Annotated in this window: 20 protein-coding genes and 4 tRNA genes (1 of these 24 only partly in view); 8 read left to right on the top strand and 16 right to left on the bottom strand. The window is 23.4% G+C overall.

Features of this window, described 5'->3' with window-relative positions:
• The 15 genes from ftsB to AUT07_RS02505 form a co-directional block, all read right to left on the bottom strand.
• Positions 1 to 225, bottom strand: partial view of a cell division protein FtsB gene (gene ftsB, locus AUT07_RS02575; RefSeq protein ID WP_066283764.1) — the 5' portion only. Its footprint begins 69 nt before the window's first position; 225 of the gene's 294 nt are visible here — the first part of the coding sequence; the start codon lies at positions 223 to 225; the stop codon falls past the left edge of the window.
• A 116-nt stretch (positions 226 to 341) separates the two neighbouring features.
• Positions 342 to 1,124 (bottom strand): endonuclease/exonuclease/phosphatase family protein, encoded by a 783-nt coding sequence (locus AUT07_RS02570; RefSeq protein ID WP_066283762.1) that lies wholly within the window; start codon positions 1,122 to 1,124, stop codon positions 342 to 344.
• 133 nt (positions 1,125 to 1,257) lie between these two features.
• Positions 1,258 to 1,330, bottom strand: a tRNA-Ala gene (locus AUT07_RS02565).
• A 51-nt stretch (positions 1,331 to 1,381) separates the two neighbouring features.
• A tRNA-Ile gene (locus AUT07_RS02560) sits at positions 1,382 to 1,455 on the bottom strand.
• Positions 1,456 to 1,894: 439 nt separating this feature from the next.
• Positions 1,895 to 2,386: a menaquinone-dependent protoporphyrinogen IX dehydrogenase gene (gene hemG / locus AUT07_RS02555; protein ID WP_335338714.1), complete on the bottom strand. Its 492-nt coding sequence runs from the start codon at positions 2,384 to 2,386 to the stop codon at positions 1,895 to 1,897.
• Positions 2,387 to 2,415: 29 nt separating this feature from the next.
• Positions 2,416 to 3,867, bottom strand: a complete 1,452-nt coding sequence (gene trkH / locus AUT07_RS02550; RefSeq protein ID WP_066283760.1) for a Trk system potassium transporter TrkH — start codon at positions 3,865 to 3,867, stop codon at positions 2,416 to 2,418.
• 384 nt (positions 3,868 to 4,251) lie between these two features.
• Positions 4,252 to 4,950: an NAD(P)H-flavin reductase gene (fre, locus tag AUT07_RS02545; protein ID WP_066283756.1), complete on the bottom strand. Its 699-nt coding sequence runs from the start codon at positions 4,948 to 4,950 to the stop codon at positions 4,252 to 4,254.
• Between the two features lie 10 nt (positions 4,951 to 4,960).
• On the bottom strand, positions 4,961 to 6,436 hold the full coding sequence (ubiD, locus tag AUT07_RS02540) for a 4-hydroxy-3-polyprenylbenzoate decarboxylase (RefSeq protein ID WP_066283753.1): 1,476 nt from the start codon (positions 6,434 to 6,436) through the stop codon (positions 4,961 to 4,963).
• Between the two features lie 861 nt (positions 6,437 to 7,297).
• Positions 7,298 to 8,935, bottom strand: coding sequence for a ubiquinone biosynthesis regulatory protein kinase UbiB (gene ubiB / locus AUT07_RS02535; protein WP_066283751.1), 1,638 nt, complete (start codon positions 8,933 to 8,935; stop codon positions 7,298 to 7,300).
• Complete coding sequence (locus AUT07_RS02530) at positions 8,916 to 9,575, bottom strand: ubiquinone biosynthesis accessory factor UbiJ (RefSeq protein WP_066283749.1); 660 nt, start codon at positions 9,573 to 9,575, stop codon at positions 8,916 to 8,918. The genes ubiB and AUT07_RS02530 overlap by 20 nt, the downstream gene beginning before the upstream one ends.
• Position 9,576: 1 nt before the next feature.
• Complete coding sequence (ubiE, locus tag AUT07_RS02525) at positions 9,577 to 10,332, bottom strand: bifunctional demethylmenaquinone methyltransferase/2-methoxy-6-polyprenyl-1,4-benzoquinol methylase UbiE (protein ID WP_066283747.1); 756 nt, start codon at positions 10,330 to 10,332, stop codon at positions 9,577 to 9,579.
• An 87-nt stretch (positions 10,333 to 10,419) separates the two neighbouring features.
• Entirely contained in the window at positions 10,420 to 11,760 is a 1,341-nt protein-coding gene (gene rmuC, locus AUT07_RS02520) for a DNA recombination protein RmuC (protein WP_066283745.1), read from the bottom strand.
• Between the two features lie 474 nt (positions 11,761 to 12,234).
• Positions 12,235 to 12,447 carry a transcription antiterminator/RNA stability regulator CspE gene (cspE, locus tag AUT07_RS02515; protein WP_066283742.1) on the bottom strand — a complete coding sequence of 71 codons (213 nt, stop codon included), beginning with the start codon at positions 12,445 to 12,447 and terminating at the stop codon, positions 12,235 to 12,237.
• A gap of 561 nt (positions 12,448 to 13,008) precedes the next feature.
• Complete coding sequence (pyrC, locus tag AUT07_RS02510) at positions 13,009 to 14,061, bottom strand: dihydroorotase (RefSeq protein ID WP_066283740.1); 1,053 nt, start codon at positions 14,059 to 14,061, stop codon at positions 13,009 to 13,011.
• A 156-nt stretch (positions 14,062 to 14,217) separates the two neighbouring features.
• Positions 14,218 to 14,294: transfer RNA gene (locus AUT07_RS02505), tRNA-Asn, on the bottom strand.
• Positions 14,295 to 14,882: 588 nt separating this feature from the next.
• Here AUT07_RS02505 and AUT07_RS02500 point away from each other — a divergent pair.
• A complete protein-coding gene (locus AUT07_RS02500) occupies positions 14,883 to 15,827 on the top strand; it encodes a Kdo(2)-lipid IV(A) acyltransferase (protein ID WP_066283739.1) in 945 nt (314 codons plus the stop codon).
• Between the two features lie 469 nt (positions 15,828 to 16,296).
• Here the strand turns inward: AUT07_RS02500 and AUT07_RS02495 are convergent.
• Positions 16,297 to 16,382, bottom strand: a tRNA-Ser gene (locus AUT07_RS02495).
• A gap of 172 nt (positions 16,383 to 16,554) precedes the next feature.
• On the opposite strand from AUT07_RS02495, the gene AUT07_RS02490 reads away from it, so the two are divergent.
• The 7 genes from AUT07_RS02490 (at position 16,555) to potB (ending at position 26,103) form a co-directional block, all read left to right on the top strand.
• A complete protein-coding gene (locus tag AUT07_RS02490) occupies positions 16,555 to 16,884 on the top strand; it encodes a TusE/DsrC/DsvC family sulfur relay protein (protein WP_066283737.1) in 330 nt (109 codons plus the stop codon).
• Between the two features lie 348 nt (positions 16,885 to 17,232).
• Positions 17,233 to 17,553: a heat shock protein HspQ gene (gene hspQ, locus AUT07_RS02485; RefSeq protein ID WP_204200679.1), complete on the top strand. Its 321-nt coding sequence runs from the start codon at positions 17,233 to 17,235 to the stop codon at positions 17,551 to 17,553.
• A gap of 979 nt (positions 17,554 to 18,532) precedes the next feature.
• Positions 18,533 to 19,051, top strand: a complete 519-nt coding sequence (fabA, locus tag AUT07_RS02480) for a bifunctional 3-hydroxydecanoyl-ACP dehydratase/trans-2-decenoyl-ACP isomerase (protein WP_066283735.1) — start codon at positions 18,533 to 18,535, stop codon at positions 19,049 to 19,051.
• Between the two features lie 937 nt (positions 19,052 to 19,988).
• Entirely contained in the window at positions 19,989 to 21,614 is a 1,626-nt protein-coding gene (locus AUT07_RS02475; RefSeq protein WP_066283733.1) for an NAD+ synthase, read from the top strand.
• 317 nt (positions 21,615 to 21,931) lie between these two features.
• On the top strand, positions 21,932 to 23,188 hold the full coding sequence (gene glyA / locus AUT07_RS02470) for a serine hydroxymethyltransferase (RefSeq protein ID WP_066283727.1): 1,257 nt from the start codon (positions 21,932 to 21,934) through the stop codon (positions 23,186 to 23,188).
• 967 nt (positions 23,189 to 24,155) lie between these two features.
• Positions 24,156 to 25,265, top strand: a complete 1,110-nt coding sequence (gene potA, locus AUT07_RS02465) for a spermidine/putrescine ABC transporter ATP-binding protein PotA (RefSeq protein WP_066283725.1) — start codon at positions 24,156 to 24,158, stop codon at positions 25,263 to 25,265.
• Positions 25,255 to 26,103: a spermidine/putrescine ABC transporter permease PotB gene (potB, locus tag AUT07_RS02460; RefSeq protein ID WP_066283722.1), complete on the top strand. Its 849-nt coding sequence runs from the start codon at positions 25,255 to 25,257 to the stop codon at positions 26,101 to 26,103. The genes potA and potB overlap by 11 nt, the downstream gene beginning before the upstream one ends.
• The last annotated feature ends 1 nt before the right edge of the window (position 26,104 follow it).

Raw genomic sequence — 26,104 nt, 5'->3', positions numbered from 1 at the left:
AAGTTCAGTACGCGCTCTTTCTTCAATTGATTCCCATCCTACAATTAAATCATTAATTTCATTAAATAAACGTTCATTTCTTAATTTAAATGTTAAATTTAATATCTCTAGTACTGTTAATTCATTTTTTATTTTTAAATAATCAAAAATCCCATTTTTACCAAACCATAATGAATGCTGTAATAAAAAAAATACTACTAACAATAATAAACTTAAATTTCGCATAAAAATACCTCATGAATTTTTATAATTATAATCATAATTAATTTAAATATTTATAGATTTATAAATATTTAATATAAATTTACACAAAATGTTATACATAAATATTTAGTGTAAATTTATTTAACGCTAAATTTAACAGAAATAGGATTATGATCAGATGATTTTGTTTTAATAACTTCCGCATCTAAAAGAATAAGATTTCTATAAAAAACATGATCAATTGGATATCCAAAAATTATAGTACGGACATCTATATCGAAATTTACTTCTTTCATGCCTAAACTAAAAGTAAAATGTTTTAATATATTTGTACGTTGTCGATTCCAAGTATTAAAATCTCCAGCAAATATTATTGGTCCTTCATGTCTTTTAATATATTTTTCTATATTATGTAATTGTCTACTATAAATATTCAAACCAAAACTAAAATTAATTGCATGAATATTAATAATCATTAAATTTCGTCTATTATATAATGAATAAACAGTAATTAATGTTGATTTAGGTAAACGAATTAAAGGTTCTTGTTCACGTAATGAACAACAATAAATTGAATGTGATCTTGATAATGTCATTACACCAGAAGTATATTGAGGTAAAACAATTGCAGGTGCTTGATCAACAATTAAATTTTGGGATATTATAAACTTAATAAGTTGTGGTGATGGTTGGGCTTCCTGTAATAATATTAAATGCTTATCTATAACTAACTTATTTAATACTGAAAACCAATTTTGTCGTTGTTGTTTATAAATATTCCACGAAATAATTCTTAATCCTTCACTTTCTAAAGATTGAGGCATTATAATAGGTAAATTATTATCAGATCTGGATATAAATCCATTTGTCTTTATTGCATGGTCAATAAATTTACGTAAAAAATAATTTTTTTTTACCAATTTTAACCCTTATGATGAAAAAATAATTTTTATTTTTTATAAAACAATATTTATTATTCAAAATACATATTGCTATTGCTTATTATGATTTTAAAAAAAATTTTACTACTATTACTACTATCACATGAATACATGGAGCTAAGCGGAATCGAACCGCTGACCTCCTGCTTGCAAAGCAGATGCTCTACCAATTGAGCTATAGCCCCATTATATATTATAAACTTAATTTTTTAAATTTTATAAAAATTAATTATTATTAGGCCTGAGTGGACTTGAACCACCGACCTCACCCTTATCAGGGGTGCGCTCTAACCACCTGAGCTACAAGCCTAGTATAATATTAATTATCAATTTTTAATTAAAATTAATATAAAATACCAAAAATAAATATCACTTATCGTATAAATAATTTTTTTATTATATTATTTTTATATATTTATTGTATAATAAAATAAATATATAAAAATTTAACTAATTTTCTATTTTCTATTTTAAACTAATACATTGAACTATACTAGTTATTTATTAACGATAAAAATATATTTTGTGCTATTTCAATGTTAATAAAATTTTTTAATAAAATTTATTATTTTATTTAGTATTGTAAAATAAATACGATTGTTAATCATTCACTTTGATCTATTTAATTCAATTTTTGATATACAAATAAAATATTTTATTAATATAGTCTATAAATTAATGTCTTTTCTATTGTAATTAAACAAATGTCCAATTTTTTTAAAGTTTATTAAATTTACAAGCAAAATCTTTCACTTTTTGCCAATCAGTATATTCAATTTTTTTTTCACATTGGTCTCTCCTCCAGTTAATTGCATAATAAATCGTATTACAGTACGATCAAAAAAGTTATATTTACTATAGTACAATGCTCCAGCAAATACATCACTGATATTAGGTTTCCATTTTGTTTTAGATAAAAATTTACGGGCATAAATATTTTTTTTAGGTGTATTTTTATTGATTTTCCTAGCGGCTAAATTTACACAAAAAAAACCACTAGCCACAGCATTTAATTCTTTATAATAATTTTGTGTAAATTTTAATACAATAGGATTTAAATGACCATAAAGTACTGAGGCACCAATTAATACTTTTTTATAATAAGATATGTTAATTTTTTTATTTATATTAATGCTCATTATATCACAAATATTACCCTCATTACATAAATATTTACTTATTTGAAATATTATTTTTTTAGTTTGACCATATTTACTAGAATAAAGCAATAAATAATTCACAATTTTACCTTATAAAATTATATAAATTATTATTCACGCCAAAAAGTAGGTGTAAAAATAACAAGCAAAGTAAAAACTTCCAATCTACCAAATAACATTGTTACTATCAAAATCCATTTTCCAATTATATTCATATTTGTAAAATTTTCAGTAACAGAACCTAATCCAGGTCCTAAATTATTTAATGTAGCTGCAATAGATGAAAAAGCGGAAAATTCATCTACCCCAGTAGCAATTAATAATAACAAGCTTATAATAAAAACTAATGCATAAGCAGAAAAAAATCCCCAAACTGATTCAATAATACGTTCAGGTAATGCTCTGGAACCTAATTTTATTGTATAAACAGCATTTGGATGCACTAGTCGTTTTAATTCTCGAGATCCTTGAAGAAATAATAATACAACCCTAATAACTTTTAATCCACCTCCAGTAGAACCTGAACATCCACCTATAAAAGCAGCAAAAAGTAATAATATTGGTAAAAAAAGTGGCCAATTTGCAAAACCATCTGTACTAAACCCAGCTGTTGTTACGAAAGAAATTACCTGAAAAAATGATTGATAAAAAGTTTGTAATACTGATTCATAAACTGAATAATATAAAAGTACTAACATACAAATGTTAATTAATACTAATTGAAACACAATGAATACTTTAAATTCTGGATCACGCCAATAAATTATAAAACTACGACCAGACAAAACAGAAAAATGAAGACCAAAATTACATCCAGAAATTAATAAAAAGATAGAAATAATAATATTAATGATTGGATTATCAAAGTAACCAATACTTTTATCATGAGTAGAAAATCCTCCAATAGAGACCGTAGAAAAACTATGAGAAATAGCATCAAAAGAATCCATACCAGCAAACCACAATGATATAGCACATATTATTGTAAGCAGTACATAAATTAACCAAAGTGTCTTTGCAGTTTCAGCAATTCTCGGACGTATTTTATTATCTTTCAATGGTCCAGGTATTTCTGCTCTATAAAGTTGTATTCCACCTATACTTAACAAAGGTAATAAAGCAACAGCTAAAACAATTATACCCATTCCACCTAACCACTGTAACATTTGCCTATAAAATAGTATTGCTTTTGGTAAATTATCTAATCCCACCAATGTTGTTGCTCCAGTTGTCGTTAAACCGGAAAAAGATTCAAAAAAAGCATCAGTAACTGAAAGATGAAGAAACTCAGAAAAAATAAAAGGTAATGCTCCAACACTACCTAATACTGTCCAAAACAAAGCAACAATCAAAAAACCTTCTTTTGGTTTTAAATCATCGCGATTATTTTTATTCGGTATCCATAATAATAATCCTATAAATAATGAAATAAAAAAAGTCTGACCAAAAGAAAGTTCTGCTCCATCTTGATAAATTAATGATACTAAACCTGGGATAATCATAGTGACAGAAAATAAAATAACAAGTAATCCAACAATTCTAGTAATTACTCTAAAATGCATAAGTACTTCCTTGAAAATTTAATTATAATATTAGTATTGATGGATTTAATGTAGAGTTATATATAAATTCAATAAATATTTTATATAAATATATATTTATCATATATTAATAGTATGATAGAATTCCAATATCGTACCAATATAATTTCACAATATATGTTATGTTCTAAATAACATTAATATTAAATTGATTACAAAATTTCTACATAGATATATATTAATTACTAGCTAATAGTGGTAAATAGGATAATTCTTAGTTATACAAAGATATATGTATCATATGATTATATTTAAAATAAAAAATAATAATACTAAAACACTATGCATTATTTTTCTATTTAAAAATAAAGGTTATACATTAATTATTAATTATATCATTTTTTTTTAAATAAATTCAAATGCATCTCCATAAAGAAATTCAGGACTAATACCTTTTTCACATAACCGTTCTCTAGCAATTTTAGCCATTTCAAAACGTCCAGCAATATATATCTCATATTTTGAAAGCGAACAAAAGTCATTTAAAATAACACTTAAAACTGTACCAGTTTTACCTAACCAATCTACTTCAGGTTTTTCAATAACAGGAATAATTTTTATATTTGGAAATTTTTTTGAAAGAATTTGTAATTTAGTTAAATCATATAATTGTTCTAAATTTTTACCGCCCCAATAAAATGTTATATCCCTTGCTGGATTTTCTTTTAGTGCTGCATATAAAATAGCTCTAGTATAAGAAAATCCTGTACCACCAGCAATAAGTATTATAGGTTTTTTACTATTTTCTCTAAACCAAGCTCTTCCATAAGGAAGATCAATATTAATATTATTATGTGACAATATATATTTTATTGTCTCCATAGTATAAAAATTAAATTCTGATGAACCAATATGAAGTTCAATTGATCTATCTTTTGATGGAATTGTAGCTAAAGAAAAAGGACGTTTATCTAATTCATTTATAATAATTTTTAAATATTGACCTGCACGAAAATAAAATTTATTTTCAGCTAATAAGCGAACACGATAAACTGTATCAATAATAGTTTCAATAGAAGCTATTTTACAATTTAATATCGTCATGCATATATTCTCATGATGATTTTATTATATTTAACTTATTCCATATTTCATCTATTCGTTTTTTTATTTTTTCTGACATTACTATCGGTTGCCCCCACTCTCTTTCTGTTTCACCAGGCCATTTATTAGTTGCATCAAATCCCATTTTTGAACCTAAACCTGAAATTGGAGATGCAAAATCTAAATAATCAATAGGGGTATTTTCTATCAAAATAGTATCTCTTACAGGATCCATTCTGGTAGTTATTGCCCAAATAACGTCATTCCAATCACGAGCATTAATATCGTTATCACAAATAATAATAAATTTTGTATATATAAATTGTTGTAAATAAGACCAAATACCCATCATAATGCGTTTCGCATGCCCAATATATTCTTTTTTAATTGTTACAATAGCAAGACGATAAGAGCAACCCTCAGGAGGTAAATAAAAATCAATAATTTCTGGAAACTGTTTTTGTAATATAGGAATTAACATTTCATTTAATGCCATACCTAAAATAGACGGCTCATCAGGAGGACGTCCTGTATAAGTAGAATGATAAATAGCATCAATACGCTGAGTTATATGGGTAACAGTAAAAACTGGAAATTTATCCAATACATTATAATAACCAGTATGATCTCCAAAAGGTCCTTCAGATGCCACCTCTTTAGGATCAATATAGCCTTCTAAAATAATTTCTGACCATGCAGGTACTTCAAGTTCATTAGAAATACATTTTACAACCTCTGAACGATAGCCTCGTAATAATCCAGCAAATGCATATTCAGAAAGTGTATCAGGAATTGGTGTCACTGCAGCTAAAATTGTAGCTGGATCAGCTCCCAAAACTACTGCTACTGGAAAATTTTTATTTGGATATTTTTTACACCATTCTTTAAAATCTACAGCTCCACCTCGTTGTGGTAACCAACGCATAATCAATTTATTTTTTGTTAAAAGTTGTTGTCGATAAACTCCTATATTTTGTGTCTTATTAGATGGTCCTTGTGTAATAGTTAATCCCCAAGTAATCAATGGTGCTACATCTTCTGGCCAACAATGCATAATAGGAAAACGAAATAGATCGACATCATCACCTTTTAAAATTTGTTCTTGTGCTATAGAAGATTTTAATATTTTTGTGGGCATATTCAAAATTTGTTTTAAATATGGTAGTTTTTTAATAAACTCAGAGAACCCTTTAGGTAGATATGGATCTTTAAGAAAAGCTAATAATATTCCAATTTTATGTAATGATTGGATATTTTTTTGTCTAATTGCCATTGTAATACGTTCAGTAGTACCAAATAAATTACACAAAACTGGCATAGAATACCCTTTAGGTTTCTCAAATAATAGTGCAGGTCCTCCTAAACGTAGAGTTCTATTGGCTATTTCTGTCATTTCTAAATACGAATCAACTTCATATTTAATACGCTTAAGCTGATTTTTTTGTTCTAAAAATGATATAAAATATCTAAGATCTGGGTATTTCATTATATACTTTTTGATTTTAATTTTAAATAATTTCTTAATGCCTTCCTTTTTATAAAAAGTTATTAAAAAATATTTAAATTATTTTAAAATTAATTATTTTAATATTAATTAAAACTAAATAGTTATAGTTAATAAATTTGAATTAAGTCATAAATTTACTTAAACATATTAAAAAAATACTTTTGTAAAAATTATTAAAAATATACATACATATATTAAATATATCAATGACGAAAATTATTATTAATAATAATTTTAACAATTATATTAATTTATAACACTTATTTTTTAATAAAAAATAATTAATATAAATACATTATAATTGTAATATAAAAACCTTTAAATTACACATTAAATAATATATAATTATCATTATAAAGTTGACATTAAATTACTATTTATCTTTTATCTTTATAAATTCTGTATAATAAAAAAATAGAATTTTAATTCTATTAATTTTTATTTTGTTTATAGTATTTTTGTTTTTTATTAAAAATCTTTCTAATATTTTATACTTATACTATTATTTCTTAATTATGTTAATAAGATAAAGATGTTATTAACATATATTGATCTTTAAAAGAAAATCAAGTTTATATTATAATATAATATTTATAATTATACTTTTCTTAATTTTATTTTATTAATATTTATTGAATTTTTATAATAAAAAGTTTTTATATATTAATCAATTAAATATTCATTAATAATATTGAATATATTAGTTTTTAGCTATTATAGTTTACTTTAACTAATATTAATAAAAATAAAACTAAATAATTATTAATATAATTAATAATATAATATTAAATTATTATCTTAAAATATAAATTTTATATTAAATTCTAATTATTAAATTTTTTAATTAGTTTTATCTATTCGATACCATCCTATAATCCATGAAATTATACCAAAAATAATAAACATTATAGCAATATTTTTTGAGTTAAAAATTTTTAATAAAGTACCACACAATAAACAAATTACTCCAACTATTAACAAATAATTACTTTTATTTTGTTTAACTTGCTTAGTTTGTAGTAAAAAATTAAATTTATTGATACTCTCATGTAAAGACTTATACTGCTTTAATGTTCCATAAATCAAATCTGGAATTTCCGGTATTTTTTCTATCAAATAGGGTCCCTTTTCTTTAAAAGCATTCAAAATAGCCAGCAAACCTATTTGCTTATGTAACCAATCTTCAAGAAATGGTTTGGCTGTTTTCCATAAATTTAATTGAGGATAAAGATGTCTTCCTAAACCTTCTATATATAATAACGTTTTTTGAAGTAAAACTAATTGTGATTGTATTTCCATATTAAAACTACGTCCAATATTAAATAAGTTAAATAGTACATTACCAAAAGAAATTTCTACTAGTGGTTTCTTAAAAATTGGCTCACAAACCGTTCTAATGGCAAATTCAAAATCTTTTAAATTAGTATCAGGTGGTACCCAACCAGAATCAATATGTAATTCAGCTACTTTACGGTAATTACGATTAAAAAAAGCAATAAAATTTTCTGCTAAATAACGCTTATCTTCTTTATTTAGTGAACCAACTATTCCACAATCAATACCTATGTATTGTGGATTTTTAGAATTTTCTCTACTAATAAAAATATTACCAGGATGCATATCGGCATGAAAAAAACTATCCCGAAACACCTGAGTAAAAAAAACTTTTACACCACGTTCAGCTAATAATTTCATATTAATGCCTTGTTTTTTTAATGAATTGATATCAGAAATAGGGATACCATAAATCCTTTCCATAACCATTACATCTTCCCTACAGTATTCTGTATATACTTCTGGAATATACAGAAGAGAACTATTTTTAAAATTACGTCTTAATTGCATTGTATTAGCTGCTTCACGCAATAAATTTAATTCATCAAGTAAAGTTTTTTCATAATCTCTTATAATTTCTTTAGGCCGTAATCTTTGTCCATCACGAAAAAATGGGATCCAATTAGCTAATTCATACATTAGACTAATATCAGCTTTAATAACAGGTATTATATCTGGTCTAATAACTTTGATAACAATATTTTTATTATTTTCTTTCAATTTTGCAGTATGAACTTGAGCAATAGATGCTGATGCTAATGGATTTTCATCAAAATCATCAAACCAGGTTTCAAGAGAACTACCTAATGATTTTTCAATATTTTGTCGTGCTAATCGACCATCAAAATTAATCACCTTATCTTGTAATAATATTAATTCATTAGAAATGATAGCAGGAAACAAATCACGACGAGTAGATAACATTTGACCAAATTTAATCCAAACTGGACCTAAATCTTGTAAAGCTAAACGTAATCGCGTACCAACTGTTTTATCCTTATGTTTATTTGATAACCAAAATAAACAATGACAAATAATTCGAATAGGCAAAGTGAATTTAATTTTTGGAATAATTTCATCTAGACCATAATTTAAAAATACTCTGATGATAAAATAAAGACGTTTAATTTCTCGAGTCCTCATATTTATCCTCTAATTCCACTAAATTCTGTTCTAACTTTACAATATCATTTATCATATTATTTAATTTATTGGTAAAACTTAAAAACTCTAACTTATTAGGAAATAAACGCCATTCTTCTATCAATACATCTTTAAAATGATATTTTATTTTACTTAATAATTTATTTATCCTATTTATACTATACTTAATATAGCGACTTATTCCTTCAGCAAGGATATCATCAACATAAAAAGAAAGATAATAAACTGGATCCCACTGAGCAAAATTAATTAATATAGATAAATAATATATCACTTGCATATCACCTATTAAAACAATCTCACCAGAATTTATTAGCACTGATAACTGATTAATATCTTTAATCTTTATTAATGTCGTTAAAGTAGTTTTTATGATACAATCTACCTTTATAAAACAATTAGTTAATATATTAATATTTTTTTTAGAAAATATAATTATTAATGGTTGTTGTAATTCCTTTAAATTAATAGCTAATATTTTATTAATTAACCTAACTCTTGCTGATTTTAATGCAGATTCTTGATAAAAAATTTTATTCAAAAAAAACTGTAATAATAAAGGCATTACAACTTGTAACATAGATACTTTAAAATGGTTTTTTATGAAAAATGTAAGCATTTTAAAATTTAAATCCTCGATGCAAAGCGACAATTCCTCCAGACATATTAGTATAAGACACTTGTTCAAAACCAACTAACTGCATCATCATTTTTAATGAATCTTGATCTGGATGCATACGGATAGATTCAGCTAAATAACTATAGCTATCAGAATCATTAACTATAATTTTTCCAAGACGGGGTAAAACATAAAAAGAATAAGCATCATAAAATTTAGTTAATAATGGAAATATAGGCTTTGAAAACTCTAACACTAATAAACGACCACCAAATTTTAACACTCTTAACATTGATTTAAGTGCTTTTTCTTTATCAGTAATATTGCGTAATCCAAAAGAAATACTAATACAATCAAAATAATTATCAAAAAAAGGTAATTCTTCAGCATTAGCTTGCACATAATAAACATTACCAAGAACACCTTTATCTCTAAGCTTTGCACGACCTATATTTAACATAGAATCATTAACATCAACTAGAACAACTTCACCTTTTTCACCAACTATTTTAGCAAATTTAGCAGTTAAATCTCCAGTACCACCAGCTACATCTAAAATATATTGACCTCGACGAGCACCACTAGATTTTATAGCAAAACATTTCCATATTCTATGAATACCTAACGACATTAGATCATTCATAAGATCATATTTTTCAGCTACCGTATGAAAAATATCAGATACCAAATGCATTTTATTATCTTTAATTACTTTACGAAAACCGAAATTAGTTATATCCTTTGTTGGATCTGCCATATTTACTCCATTTATCATAAAATAGTCATTAAAATAAATCACTTTTATCACATATTTTTACTTATAACATACTGATATTTATAATTATTATTTATCTATTTTTTTGCTAACTTCAGTATCAATAGGACGTTTTACTTCTATACCTAATTCTTTTAAATTTTCTGCTTGACTAATTAAATTGCCTTTTCCTTCAGATAATTTTTTTATTGCTGATTGATAATTTACCTGAGCTTTATTTAAACTTTGACCTAAAATTTGTATATCCTCTACAAATAATCTCATTTTGTCATACATTTTAGAAGCACGATCAGCAATTATTTTAGCATTTTGGTTTTGTTTTTCATAACTCCATAAATTATTAATAGTTCTGATTACTACTAATAAGGTCGATGGGCAAACAAGTAAAACATTATTTCGTAACCCTTCATCAATAAGTTCAGGAGCTTCACGTAAAGTTATCAAATAAGCAGGTTCTAAAGGAATAAACATTAATACATAATCCAAAGATTTTAATCCATTTAATTTATGATAATCTTTACATCCAAGTTTTTTTATATGATTACGAACAGAATTAATATGACTACGTAATGCTATTATTCGTTGTTCTTCATCTTCACTGTTAAAATAATGTTCATAGGCAGTTAATGACATTTTAGAATCTATAATAACATCTCTACCTTGTGGTAGACGGATAATTACATCAGGTTGATAACGACTATTTGACGTTTCAATACTAACTTGAATTTCAAATTCATATCCTTTTCTTAATCCAGAATTTTCTAATATACGAGCAAGAATTGTTTCTCCCCAATTTCCCTGAATTTTATTATCTCCTTTTAGTGCTTTTGTTAACCCTATTGTTTCTTTTACTATTTCTGAATTTAATTGTTGAAGTTGATGAATTTCATGTGCCAAGATATGACGTTCACGAGATTCTTGATTAAAACTCTCATATATCTGACGGTGAAATTTATCTAATTGTTCACGAAAAGGCGTTAATAATGTTATTAAACATTGTCGATTATTCTCAGAAGTACGTTTTTCATTTTGTACAAAAATACGATTTGCTAAGTTCTCAAATTGAATATTTAACCTCTGTTCACTATTTAATAATAAATTTTGCTTTTCTTCAAAAGCTAACCGTGTTTCTTCAAATCTAGTTATAACTTCACGTAATTCAATTTCTTGATTGTGATTAATATCTCTTTGCAATCTTAATTCTTGATCACGTTGCTCACACTTATATTTCCAATATTCAAGATGGGATATCTTTTCTTCATAAATAGCTTGAATACGATGAAGATTATGTAATTCATGGTTTTTTATATTTATTTTTTTTGCAATAAATAACCAAACTATACTACTACCAAATAGTATACCAATAAGAAATCCAATCATAATCATGATACATAATAACTGAATATCCACTTATCTTTCCCTTGAAATAATTTACTGCTATAATATAACTTTACGTTATATTTGTATAGATATGGAGATATTATTAATTTATATTTACATGTTCATTATCAATATATCTAAATAAAATATTTAATTATATTTATATATCTATATATATTTGTAAAATATATATATTAAATCTTATAAAAAATAAAATAAATATCATTTAAATAATTTTAATATGATGAATAATATAATTATTCCTCTTGATATATATTATCAGTGCTATATTAATATAATTATTTTTACTAAAATTAATTATATTAATAAATATTTATAAAATTCTAAAAAATTTAGTGTATTTAGATATTGCTATAAATGATCAAAATAATATTGTTTTTATATCACGCAAGTAATCATATCAAATGAAAATTTTTATTTAAAAAATAAAGAAGCCTCCCGCTCACGCGATAGGCTTCTAAAATCCATTTTTTTTAACTAATCTTAAAGAGCAGTTACATTTGCAGCAGCTGGACCTTTCGAACCATCTTCAATGATAAATTCTACATTTTGCCCCTCAGCCAGGGTTTTAAATCCATTTCCCTGAATGGCAGAGAAGTGAACGAATACATCTTTGCTACCATCAGAAGGAGTGATGAAACCAAAGCCTTTAGATTCATTAAACCACTTCACTTGACCCTTCATTTTGTCAGACATGTGCCTTTTCCTATATAACAAATTAACATTACCGCTTTCAGCAGATTTACAAAAGCAAACAATCACTATTTAATTTATGAAAATATTTAGTAATAAAAAGTAAAAAGTTATACTCATAACTAATTATAACTCAGTAAACTGAAATATTTTAAATAAAATAGATCTGTTAAGCTTCTTACCATTAACGCACGAGTAACAAATAATATCAATATATTTATGCTTTTGTTTTTCAAAAAAACACTATATTTAAAATATTTTTTATTTTTTTAAAAAAAAATCATATTTAATTAATTAAAAGAATTTAACATACTTATAAAATAATTATAAATATATTATAAAAAATACTTTAACAATATAGTTGATAACTATTTATCTTCTATAAATTTTTATTAAATTTAATTTAATACATCAAAAAATATTATATAATTTTATTGATAAAATCTAAAGACAAAAACAGATAAACAAGAAACTAATAAGTATTATTTAATATAGCTAAAAATAAAAAATTATGTAATAAAAAATTATAAATATAATAATATATAAATAAAATTATTAAAAATATTAAACAACATTTACTTCCCAATCAACGAATTCATTTGCTAAGAATGGAATCAAATTTATCTTATTATGAGATATTTTCTCATTAATAAACACTTTTTTACGTTTAAGTTCTATAAATCCTTCATTAATAGGTAAGCCATAAAATTTAGCGCCATTTAATGAACAAAATGCTTCGAAATTTTCTATAGCATTCATTTCATCAAAAACAGTAGCATAAGCTGCTAAAGCAGTAGGTGCGTTAAAAATACCAGCACAACCACGTGAAGATTCCTTATTATTTTGTACATGAGGTGCAGTATCAGTGCCAAGAAAAAATAATTGACAATCCATTGTTATTGCTTCACGTAATGCTTTCTGATGAATATCACTCTTTAAAATAGGTGAACAATATAAATGGGGCTTGATACTACCAGATAACATATTATTCCTATTAAATAATAAATGATGTGGCGTAATAGTAGCCACTAAATTTTCTTTACAAGACAGTATATATTGTACTGCTTCTTTAGTACTAATGTGTTCAAATACAATTTTCAAATTAGGAAATTTTTTTCTAATGGGATTCATAACTAGATCTATAAAATATGCTTCGCGATCAAAAATATCAATCTTACTATTAGTAACTTCACCATGAACTAACAATGGAATACCTAATTTTTCCATTTTTTCAAAAACTGTATAAATATTTGATATTTTGGATACTCCATATTTAGAATTAGTTGTTCCATTAGCTAAATAAAGTTTACAAGCAATAAATACTCCACAATTAAATCCTTCTTCAACTACTTTAGGATTGGTATTATCTGTTAAATAACATGTCATTAATGGCATAAACTTATGCTCTACTGGAACTGCGTTACAAATTTTTTTTTGATAGGATATTGCTTGATTAATATTAATAACTGGGGGCTCTATATTTGGCATAACTATAGCACGACCAAAAAAACGACTAGTATAAGGTACAACAAGTTTTAATATATCATTATCTCTAAAATGAACATGCAAATCATCTGGTCTTCTAATTTTAATAGTTGTTATAATTTTGGTTTTCATGATTTAATTTATAAAATGCACTCTTCTTTCCCTATTTCTTAAAAAAATTTGAAAGTAATAAAAACTAACTATTATTCATATAAATAAAATAAATAAGAATTCAGAGAGGTAAATTTAATAAAAAATTATAATCATAAATATATTACTCTTATAATTTGGCTCCTCCAACTGGGCTCGAACCAGTGACATACGGATTAACAGTCCGCCGTTCTACCAAACTGAACTATGGAGGATTTATGTATAAAAATAATTAAAGCAAATTTAAATTTTAATAAAATTATTAATTAATGTCAATACGTTAAAACAATAATTTAAAAATTTTTATTTTAAATTATTACAATAATTATTTTTTACTTATATAATTTATACTAAATACATAATTTGTATATCTTATAATATTAATTTATATTTAATTATATTAATTATAATAATCTAATTCTTATTAACAGTTTAGTACTATTTCTTACAATATATATATTCAGATAACTAACTTATAGCAAATAAATGTCATGATGAAATAAATAAAATATATTTTAAAAATAATTATGCAAAAAATGCAATTTAATATTGTATATATTTTTGTATTCTTAATTATCTATAAATTAATTAAAAACTTTTAAAAAAATAATTTTTATAATAAATCCAATAAACAAAATATTGATGTTAAAAATTAAATATTATTTATATATAAATAATATTTATCAAAAACATAACAAAAATTTATAACATGTAATTAAAAGTAATTATCGAGTAATGATAACATCAAATTAATTTAACTAAAAATAAAAACTCTATTAAATGCTACTTAAGCAAAAATATTAATGATAAAAATATCTAACTTTAAACTTTCATATTTACATCCACAATATTGGATAACATGGCTTGGGATAACTATTCTTTATTTAATAGTTTTATTGCCTTATCCTGTTATTCATTGGTTAGGAATTCGTCTTGGTAGATTATCAAAATATTTTTTAAAAAAACGATTAAAAATTGCTAAATATAACTTAAAACTTTGTTTCCCTGATATGAATTCACAGCAATTGCAAAAATTAATAAATAAAAATTTTGAATCAGTTGGTATGGGTTTATTTGAAACTGGTATGGCTTGGTTCTGGTCCAATAAACGAGTTCAACGATGGTTTACAATTAAAGGAAAAGATAATATTGAAAAAATTCAATTAACAGGACAGGGTATAATAGTAATAGGAATTCACTTTTTAACACTAGAATTAGGCGCACGTATCTTTGGTATACTAAATCCTGGTATTGGTGTTTATAGACCAAATAACAATCCAGTAATGGATTACTTACAAACACGCGGGAGATTAAATTCTAATAAATTTATGCTTGATAGAAAAAATATAAAAGGTATGATACGAAATCTAAAAAAAGGAGAAATTTTATGGTATGCACCAGATCACGATTACGGATATCAAAAAAGCGTATTTGCACCTTTTTTTGCTGTTAAATATGCAGCAAGTACTATAGGTACGCATATTCTAGCTAAATTAGCTAATCCGGCAATAATACCTTTTACTCCAAGACGACTAGATGATGCTAAAGGTTATGAATTGCTTATTAAGCCAGCAATAATACATTTTCCACAACAAGACAAAATATCTACAGCGACTTTTATGAATAAATTAATTGAACAAGAAATTATGCAAGCTCCTGATCAGTATATGTGGTTACATCGTAGATTCAAAACAAGACCAGATGGGATGCCATCACTATATGGCAACCTTAATAAAATACATGATTAATATTTTATTATTAATTATTATTAATATTAATTAAAAGTAATATTAAATCATATTTTCAACAAAATAATTGAAAAGACATAGTTTTTATTTGACTACATTATAAAAACTATTATTTAAATTTTAAAAAAATCTAAATAAAAGACATACTTTTATTGCGAAAATTATTAGATGCAATAATTAAATAAAATTTCTAAAATACTAGATAAATACTATTAAGAAAAATGCTAACTATAAAGTATAAGAAAAATATTAATTAGTACTTTTTACTCTGATATTTGATTAATTAAAAATATATAAATTTTAATACTGTATATTAATTAATAACATTACATGTATAAAATAAAAAACTACATCAAGAATAATTTAATATTTTTATAAAAATATTAAATATATATACATATTATTAAATATTTACAATTATAAGAATATCTTAAAAATATTTTTAAAAAATATATACAAATAAATTAAACGAAGAGGGAGAGATTCGAACTCTCGGACGATTTACTCATCGGCGGTTTTCAAGACCGCTGCCTTAAACCACTCGGCCACCTCTTCATATATAATTAAAAACTATAAACAGAGTTAAAAGTATTGTAAAGTATTAATACAATTTTTTTACATTTATACCTATTTTAAAATAAATATTTAATTAACATATGTTTTTTGCTAAAATGCTAAATTATTAATAAAATTAATTATTCACATTATATGTAATATAGGTTTTAATATGGTTATATTTAAAGGGCGTGAAATAAAAACTGATGCTGATGGTTATCTTAAAAATAATAAAGAGTGGTGTGAAGACTTGGTGTATATTTTAGCTAAGGAAGAGAATATAATTCTAACAGAAGAACATTGGAAAATTATTCGCTTTATTCGTGAATTTTATCTGGAATTTAATACATCACCCCCTATTCGTCTTTTGATAAAAGAAATTACAAAAAAGTATGGTAAAAATATAGGTAATACTCATTATCTTTATTTTCTTTTTCCTAAGGGGCTAGCACGACAAGCTACTAAACTTGCCGGGTTACCTAAATCAATAAATTGTATTTAGTATTTAAATTATTTAAATTTTAAATAAAATATTTATAATTAATTTTTTGTATATTTAAATACACCATTAGTGTTGCATAAATATTAATCAATTAATAAAGCTATGTATAATTATAATTATATTTTATTTTAAAAACACACAATAACTATTACCAAGAAAATTAAAATTTTTCAATAATTATAATAATTTTAAAGAAATAATATAACTAAGTGTATTAAATAATATCTTTAATATATAATATTTTAATTTGTCAAAATAAGAAAATTTTTAAAATTCATCCAAGAATAATCTTCTTGGAATTTATGTTATCTACCCATAAATCATGACAACAGTAGATAGGAACTATCAATGATGACTAGTAGTAAATTTAGTATTGGACAACAAATAAGACATAAACTTTTAGGCTATCTTGGCGTAATAGTCGATATTGATCCTGAATACTCACTGGATAAACCAAATGATGATGATATAGCATCTAATGCAAATTTACGTTCATCACCTTGGTATCATGTTGTCATGGAAGATGATAACGGTGAACCAATTCATACTTATTTAGCTGAAGCACAAATTACTTATGAAATGTCCAATGAACATCCAGAACACTCATCTTTAGATGAGTTATCGGAATCAATTAAAAATCAACTTAAAACACCACAATTGCGCAACTAACCACAATTGCGTAACTTAAATATATAAATTATCAAATTTTTAAAAATTAACATAATGCCACCTTATTATATGTTAAATATGATGGTATCATATAGTATATTTTACTGAAAAACTAATTAATTAGTATAATACTAGCACCTAGAAATAACTATCATATAAAATAACTATTATATAATAAAATATGTTACAATGGAAATCATTAACTGAATCAAGAATTTAAATACAAATAAAAATTTAATTATTATTTAAATAAAATAAACTTATAAAAAATAATATCTATTTTAAAATAACTTTTAGCTATTAAATATAATATAAAATATGTTACGTAAAAATATTTATTAAAAGTTTTATAATTAAGCAATTAAATTAATTATTACAAATACAGCACACTCAATAAGAAGAATATTAACATAATAATATTGTATTTTTCTATAATGTTACAACATCAAATTCACTAATATAAATAAAAAACAAAAATAAATTTATGAAAAATATTTCAGTGCAATATATATTCTGTAATTAAAATAATTTTTACTTATTAAAATAAAAATTAAAATTTTATAAAGTCATAATTTTTATAAGTTAAAAATGTTAACATAATTTTATTTTATAATAAAATTATTAATAAAATTTAATTTCATTAATAATTAATTAGTATTAACTAATATTAATTCTATATATAAATAGTATTAAACTAAAAAATTATACCTAATAACAATAATTAATAAGTTAATAAATGATTATTTTCATCAGATATAATATTATCTTATTTAAGATAAATAAACATTAACATAATAAAATTAAAATAAAAATAATTATATTTATCAACTTTAATGTAAAAACTAATTAATAAATAATAATTAAAATTATGAAATTTATAAAAAACAATTAATTTTAATAAAAATTAAGTGATTATACTTGTTCAGTTTATAACTGTAACCTATTCTTTATTATTTTTATAATAAGGTTATTTATTATTATGATTAATAGACACAGCTTTTATAGCAAAGAAGATTTAGATGCTTCTAGTAGAGGAGAGCTTTTCGGTGAAAATGGACCATTATTACCTTCAGGTAATATGTTAATGATGGATCGTATCATACAAATGACTGAAACTGGAGGAAAGTTCGATAAAGGTTTTATAGAAGCAGAATTTGATATAAACCCTAATTTATGGTTTTTTAGTTGTCATTTTACAAATGATCCAGTTATGCCTGGATGTTTAGGGCTTGATGCTATGTGGCAACTAGTTGGATTTCATCTAGGATGGATAGGTGGTAAGGGCAAGGGTAGGGCTTTAGGGGTAGGAGAAGTAAAATTTACTGGACAAATTTTACCAACAGCAAAAAAGGTAATATATCACATTCATTTGAAAAGAATAATTAATAGAAAATTGATTATGGGGGTAGCTGATGGTGAAGTATTAGTTGACTATAAATGTATTTATACAGCAAAAGATTTAAAAGTGGGTTTATTTCAAGATACTTGTAATTTTTAGTAAAATTTTGTTAAAAATATCCTAATTATTTTAATATTTAAATTTTAATTGGGTATTTTATTACCATATAATTAAATTGAATAAAAATATCTATTATACTGTTCTATAATGTTATTATTTTAATAAAATAACTATAACGAATTAAACAAAATACTGAAATAATAAAATAAGTAAATAATGATTTATTATCACATATATTGATATTATAATAGAATTACTAAAGATATCTTAGAATTCTTACTCGATTTTTATAAAATGTATACTTATACTATATACTTAAATTTAATATATTTTACTGTAAAATTTTTGATAATCCAAATTATACTTTTATAAAAATATCTTAAATATAATTTTTTAAATTATCACAAAATCACTTAACATTTTATAAATATAAGTTGTAAAATTATAAAAAATTAACTTAGTTATTTCTATTTTTGCAATAGAAGTAATAATTTTTCTAAAATTTAAATCTTAAAACTACACATATAATGTGATATTTTAACATGAAAATTTTACTACACAACTATAATAAAATACAATTCTAATAAAATTAGATACAATTCTAATAAATTAATAACAATTCTTATTAAAAATATCTTCTAAACTAATAAATATAACCATATAAAAATATTTTATAAATTGTTTTAACAAATAATATTAATATTTAATAAAATTAATGATAAAACTATACTAGTTATATGTGATTTTAAATTATTTTAATATTATATAAAAAATCACATTCATAATATTTTCTAAATATTAGATTAAATTTAAAGTTTAATATTTCATAAATAATTATAAATTAATAAAAAGCCATGTACTAACAAAGTTATCTTTAAAACAATAATAATATAGCATTTTAAATACTGTTAATTTTAAAAAACTATACATAACTAATAATTTTAAAAATAATAATTATATTTAAAGAGTAAATTTTATGAATCGTAAAATAAATATTGCATTAGCACAATTAAATTGGCTAGTAGGTGATATTGAAGGTAACTGTGAACGTATGTTACGAGAGATTAAAAATCAAAAATTGCAAGGAGCAGATCTTATTTTATTTTCAGAATTATCTTTAACTGGATATCCACCAGAAGATTTAATTTTTAGGCGCGATTTTAATCAAAATTGTAATAAACAACTTAATCGTCTTAAAGTAGCTAGTCAAAATATAGCCATTGTTGTTGGTCATATATGGAAAAAAAATAAAAAATACTACAATTCTTTGTCATTTTTTTGGCAAAAAAAAATAATAGCACGTTATTTTAAACAAAAATTGCCTAATTATGGTGTTTTTGATGAAAAACGATATTTTTATCCAGGTCATGAAACCTGTGTTTTATCATTTAAAAATTATAAATTAGGGTTTTTAATTTGTGAAGATATTTGGTCTAATGAACTAGTTGACATAATTAAATCAAAAAATGCAGATATCATCATTACCATTAATGCATCTCCTTATAATCATAAAAAACCTTACTTACGCACAAAATTATTAAAATCTCATATTCAAAGAATAAATTTACCAATTATTTATTTAAACCAGGTTGGTGGACAAGATGAACTAATATTTGATGGCGGATCAAAAGTATTAAATAGTCATGGAGAAATAACACATAATTTAACACAATTTTCTGAACAAGTGATTCAATGTAAATTTAATGATTCTGAACCGATACCAATGACTAAATTAACTAAAAATTTATCACCAATAGCTCAAGTATACGAAGCATTAGTAATGTCTACTAGAGATTATATAAAAAAAAATAGATTTCCTGGCGTTATTATAGGATTATCTGGTGGAATTGACTCAGCTTTAACTTTAGCTATTGCAACAGATGCTATAGGAAAAGATAAAGTTCAAGCAATAATGATGCCTTTTAAATATACTACCCAAATAAGCATTCATGATGCTAGAGAAGAAGCAAAATTATTAGATATTGAATTTACAGTTATCTCTATAGAAAGGATATATTATACTTTTATATCTGAACTGTCAGAATTATTTACAAACAAGACTCCAGACAATACAGAAGAAAATTTACAAGCACGATGTAGGGCTATAATTTTAATGGCAATATCTAATAAAAGTGGTCGATTAGTATTAACTACTAGTAATAAAAGTGAATTAGCTATTGGCTATACAACAATTTATGGTGATATGGCTGGTGGGTTTGCGGTGCTTAAAGATATACCAAAAATGTTAGTATTTCAATTAGCAAGATATCGTAATAAAATATCATCAATTATTCCTTCTCGTGTAATTAATAGACAACCCACATCTGAATTAACACCAGGAAAAATAGATTTAGATAATTTACCACCTTATCCTGTATTAGATGCAATTCTTGAAGGTTATGTTGAAAAAGATAAATCAATTAATCAATTAGTTAAATCTGGGTTTGATGAAATGCTAGTGCGTAGAATTATTAATCTTGTTAATATTAATGAATACAAAAGACGTCAAGCACCAGTAGGACCTAAAATCACAATTAGAAATTTTAATAAAGATAGGCGTTATCCAATTACTTCTGCTTTTAATCATAATTATTGTTATTAATAACAATAATTAATTAAAATAATAGTAATAATAATAAATTATATTTAAATAAGTTATTTTTATGATTCTACAAATTAAATAATACTTAATGTTATTTATATAAATAGTTATTATAAATTAACAGATATGCTGATTATTAATATAATATACGTTATATTTTATATTAAAATTCTTCAACAAATACTACTTATGATTAATCAATAAAGTTAACATTATATTTTTAAAATAAAAATATTTTAATAAATAAAAAATTTCCACTTGAATAATTGGTTTAATATAAATAGTAATTTACTATATGCTTTATTTAGGAGAATAATATGTTAAATTTAAACATGAAAATTGAAGATTATGATAAAGCAATTTGGCAAGCAATAAAAAATGAAATTTTACGTCAAGAAACACATATTGAATTAATCGCTTCAGAAAATTATACTAGTCCAAGAGTTCTGCAAGCTCAAGGTTCTCAGTTAACCAATAAATACGCAGAAGGTTATCCAGGTAATCGTTATTATGGTGGTTGTAAATATGTTGATGCTATTGAACAAATAGCTATTGATCGCGCAAAACGTTTATTTAATGCAGATTTTGCTAATGTACAACCACACTCAGGTTCACAAGCTAATACTGCTGTTTATATGGCATTATTAGAACCAGGAGATACAATATTAAGTATGAATTTAACACATGGAGGACATTTAACTCATGGTTCATCAGTCAATTTTTCTGGAAAAATTTATAATATAATTTCTTATAAAACAGATAAAAATGGGACAATAAATTATGAAGAAATCAATACTAAAGCACAAAAATATAAACCTAAAATAATTATTGGTGGTTTTTCAGCTTACTCTGGTAAAGTAAATTGGGCTAAAATGCGACAAATTGCGGATAATATAGGCGCTTATTTATTTGTTGACATGGCACATGTTGCTGGCTTGGTTGCTGCTGGTATTTATCCTAATCCATTACCACATGCACAAGTTGTAACTACTACAACACATAAAACTTTAGCTGGCCCTAGAGGTGGTTTAATTTTAGCTAAAGGTGGTAAAAAAGAATTTTATGAAAAATTAAATTCAGCAGTTTTCCCTGGAGTACAGGGTGGTCCATTAATGCATATTATTGCTGCTAAAGCTGTTGCATTTAAAGAAGCTATGGAGCCTGAATTTAAAATATATCAACAACAAGTTATTAAAAATGCTTCAATAATGGTTCAAGTATTTCTTGAAAGAAAATACCAAATTATATCTGGAAGTACTGAAAATCATTTATTTTTATTAGATTTAACAGAGCAGGGTATTACAGGAAAAGAAGCTGATTCTGTACTTGAACATGCAAACATTATTGTAAATAAAAATAATATACCAAATGACCCTAAAGGATCATTAATTACTTCTGGTATTCGTATTGGTTCTCCAGCAATTACTAGACGTGGTTTTAAAGAAAAAGAATCAATAGAAATAGCGAATTGGATATGTGATATTTTGGATAACATTGATGATAAAAAAATGATTAATGATGTAAAACAAAAAGTTTTAGCTATTTGCAAAAAATTTCCTGTTTATAAAACATAAGATTATATATCTATATGTCTTACTTTTTTTGATTTATTGAATAAAAAGGTTTATTGATAACAATCAATATTCCAGTATTATAAGTTAAAATTAGAATTCTATTTTACATTAAAAGACTTTATTATCATTATCTATTATCCTATTAGAGGATAACTTTGATATTTTTATTGTTATGAACATTATTATATTAATAATTGTAAATCTAACTACTAGTAGTATTAGTATTAATAAATATTAAAATTAATATTAACTTTATAAATAATTAATTAAATTATTTTATAAAAACTAAAATATTTTATTTTATACATTATTAATGTAATATTCATAGTTTTATTAGTTAAATTTTAAATATACTAAATAATTAATATTATGATTTTATTAATTCAAAATATTATAAATAATATTATAATAATATTTATATATTATTATAATATTTAGTCATAATAATTATTTTTATAATTCCAATATATTAAATTAATTTATTAATAATATTATTAATAAATAATAATTTATATACAAATCTAAAAATTTTATTAATTATTTATTATATAAAATAATTTTTAATTAACTTTAAAAATAAGAAATATGAAATATTATTTATTTGATTAATAAAATAATATCAATAATCAATTACTAATAATTAAAAAATACATCAAAATAATAAAATACATGATTAATTATTTAAAATATAGTAAAAAAATTATAATTTTATAATATAATAAAATATTATAAATACTTTACTAAAAAGTATTTAAATATTAATTTTTAACTTTTTATTATATTAAATATACAAGATTGATATCATCTTTCTTAAGAATATTTATTTGCATTTTCTATTATTAAGTTTATCATTTTATTTTTATTAATTTAAAAATAAAATTAATTTTAGCTTTTATAATTTATTTATTACATATATAAATTTTATTATAATTTTGTATAACTAAATAATAAAGTATATAGTTTTAATATGATTAAAAAAATCTCTATTACGTCATTAATTGAATTAAAATCCATAACTAAAGGATTCAATGGTAAAAATATTATCTCACAGTTTAATTTAAATATTAATAATAAACAATTTCTTACCATATTAGGTCCATCAGGATGTGGTAAAACAACTATTTTAAGATTAATTTCTGGATTAGATTATGTTGATGATGGAAAAATTTTTCTTGAAGGTCAAGATATTACTGATGTTCCAGCACAAAAACGCCATATTAATACTGTATTTCAAAATTATGCCTTATTTCCTCATATGTCAGTATTTGATAATATCGCATTTGGATTACGTATGCAAAAAAAAACGGCTCAAGAAATAAAAATTAAAGTAGAAGAGACGTTGCAAATGGTGCAATTAGAAAATTTTATCAAACAATATCCTCATCAGTTATCAGGTGGACAACGACAAAGAGTAGCAATTGCACGTGCAGTTATCAATAAACCTAAAGTTCTTTTATTAGATGAATCTTTATCATCTTTAGACTATCAATTGCGCAAAAAAATGCACAGTGAATTAAAATTTTTACAACGTAAATTAGGTATTACTTTCATTTATGTAACTCACAATCAAGAAGAAGCATTATCTATGTCTGATCGTATTGTAATTATAAGAGATGGGCGTATTGAACAGGATTCTTCACCAAAAGATATATATGAAAATCCAAAAAATTTATTTGTTGCACAGTTTATAGGTGAAATAAATATTTTTGATGCGATTTGTTTACATCGTATTGATGAAAAGCGTATTAGAGCTAATATTGATGGATATGAGTGTAATCTTTACACTGAACAGTTAATATCAAAAGGACAACTATTAAAGATTTTACTTAGACCAGAGGATCTACGAATTAAGAAAATTGATAATAAACAAAAATCTTTAGGAATAATTGGATGTATAAGAGATAGAAACTATAAGGGTATAATGATTGATACTGAAATAGAAATAAATAATGGTAAAAAAGTTATAGTCAGTGAATTTTTTAATAAAAATAAGAAAACTCATAATTATCAATTAGCACAAAAAATTTGTGTAACGTGGATAGAACATTCTGAGGTAGTATTTATTAATGAGAATTAATAGCAAAAAATTTCAAAATATTATTATTATTTGGTTGTTCTCTTGGCTATTATTATTTGTATTTTTACCTAATTTAATAATTATTATTACAAGTTTTTTAACTCATGATGATAAAAATTTAATTAAAATAATTTTTACTTTAAATAATTATAAACGATTATTTAATTCATTATATGCAAATGTTATTTTAAATTCCATAAATATTGCAATTATTACTACTTTATTTTGTTTAATAATTAGCTATCCATTAGCACTTCTACTTACACAAATATCAATAAAATTACAATCATTAATGCTGTTTTTATTAATTTTACCATTTTGTACTAATTCTTTGATTCGTATTTATGGATTGAGATTTTTTTTGAGTGCTCGAGGGTTTTTGAATAACTTTTTATTATATATCAAGTTAATAGATAAACCAATTCAAATTTTATACACACAAAAAGCAGTTATTATAGGTTTAGTGTATATTTTATTACCATTTATGGTTATTCCTATTTATTCAAGTATTCAAAAATTAGATAAATATTACTTTGAAGCTGCTAAAGATCTAGGAGCTAATAAATTTCAAATATTTTTACGTATTACAGTTCCTTTAACAAAACAAGGCGTCATAGCAGGATGTATATTAGTATCAATATCAGCAATGGGTTTATTTTATATAGCAGATTTAATGGGAGGGGCAAAAAATCTGTTAATTGGTAATATCATAAAAAATCAATTTCTTTATTTACGAGATTGGCCTTTTGGTTCAGCAATTAGTATCACATTAACTATTTTAATAAGTGGGATAGCTTTTTTACTATCATATTATCAATTAGATGATTATAAGGCATAAT

The sequence above is a fragment of the Candidatus Arsenophonus lipoptenae genome, from assembly GCF_001534665.1.
GTDB lineage: Bacteria > Pseudomonadota > Gammaproteobacteria > Enterobacterales > Enterobacteriaceae > Arsenophonus > Arsenophonus lipoptenae.
The sequence above is the reverse complement of the archived record's forward strand: the minus strand, read 5'-3'. Positions and strand labels throughout refer to the sequence as shown.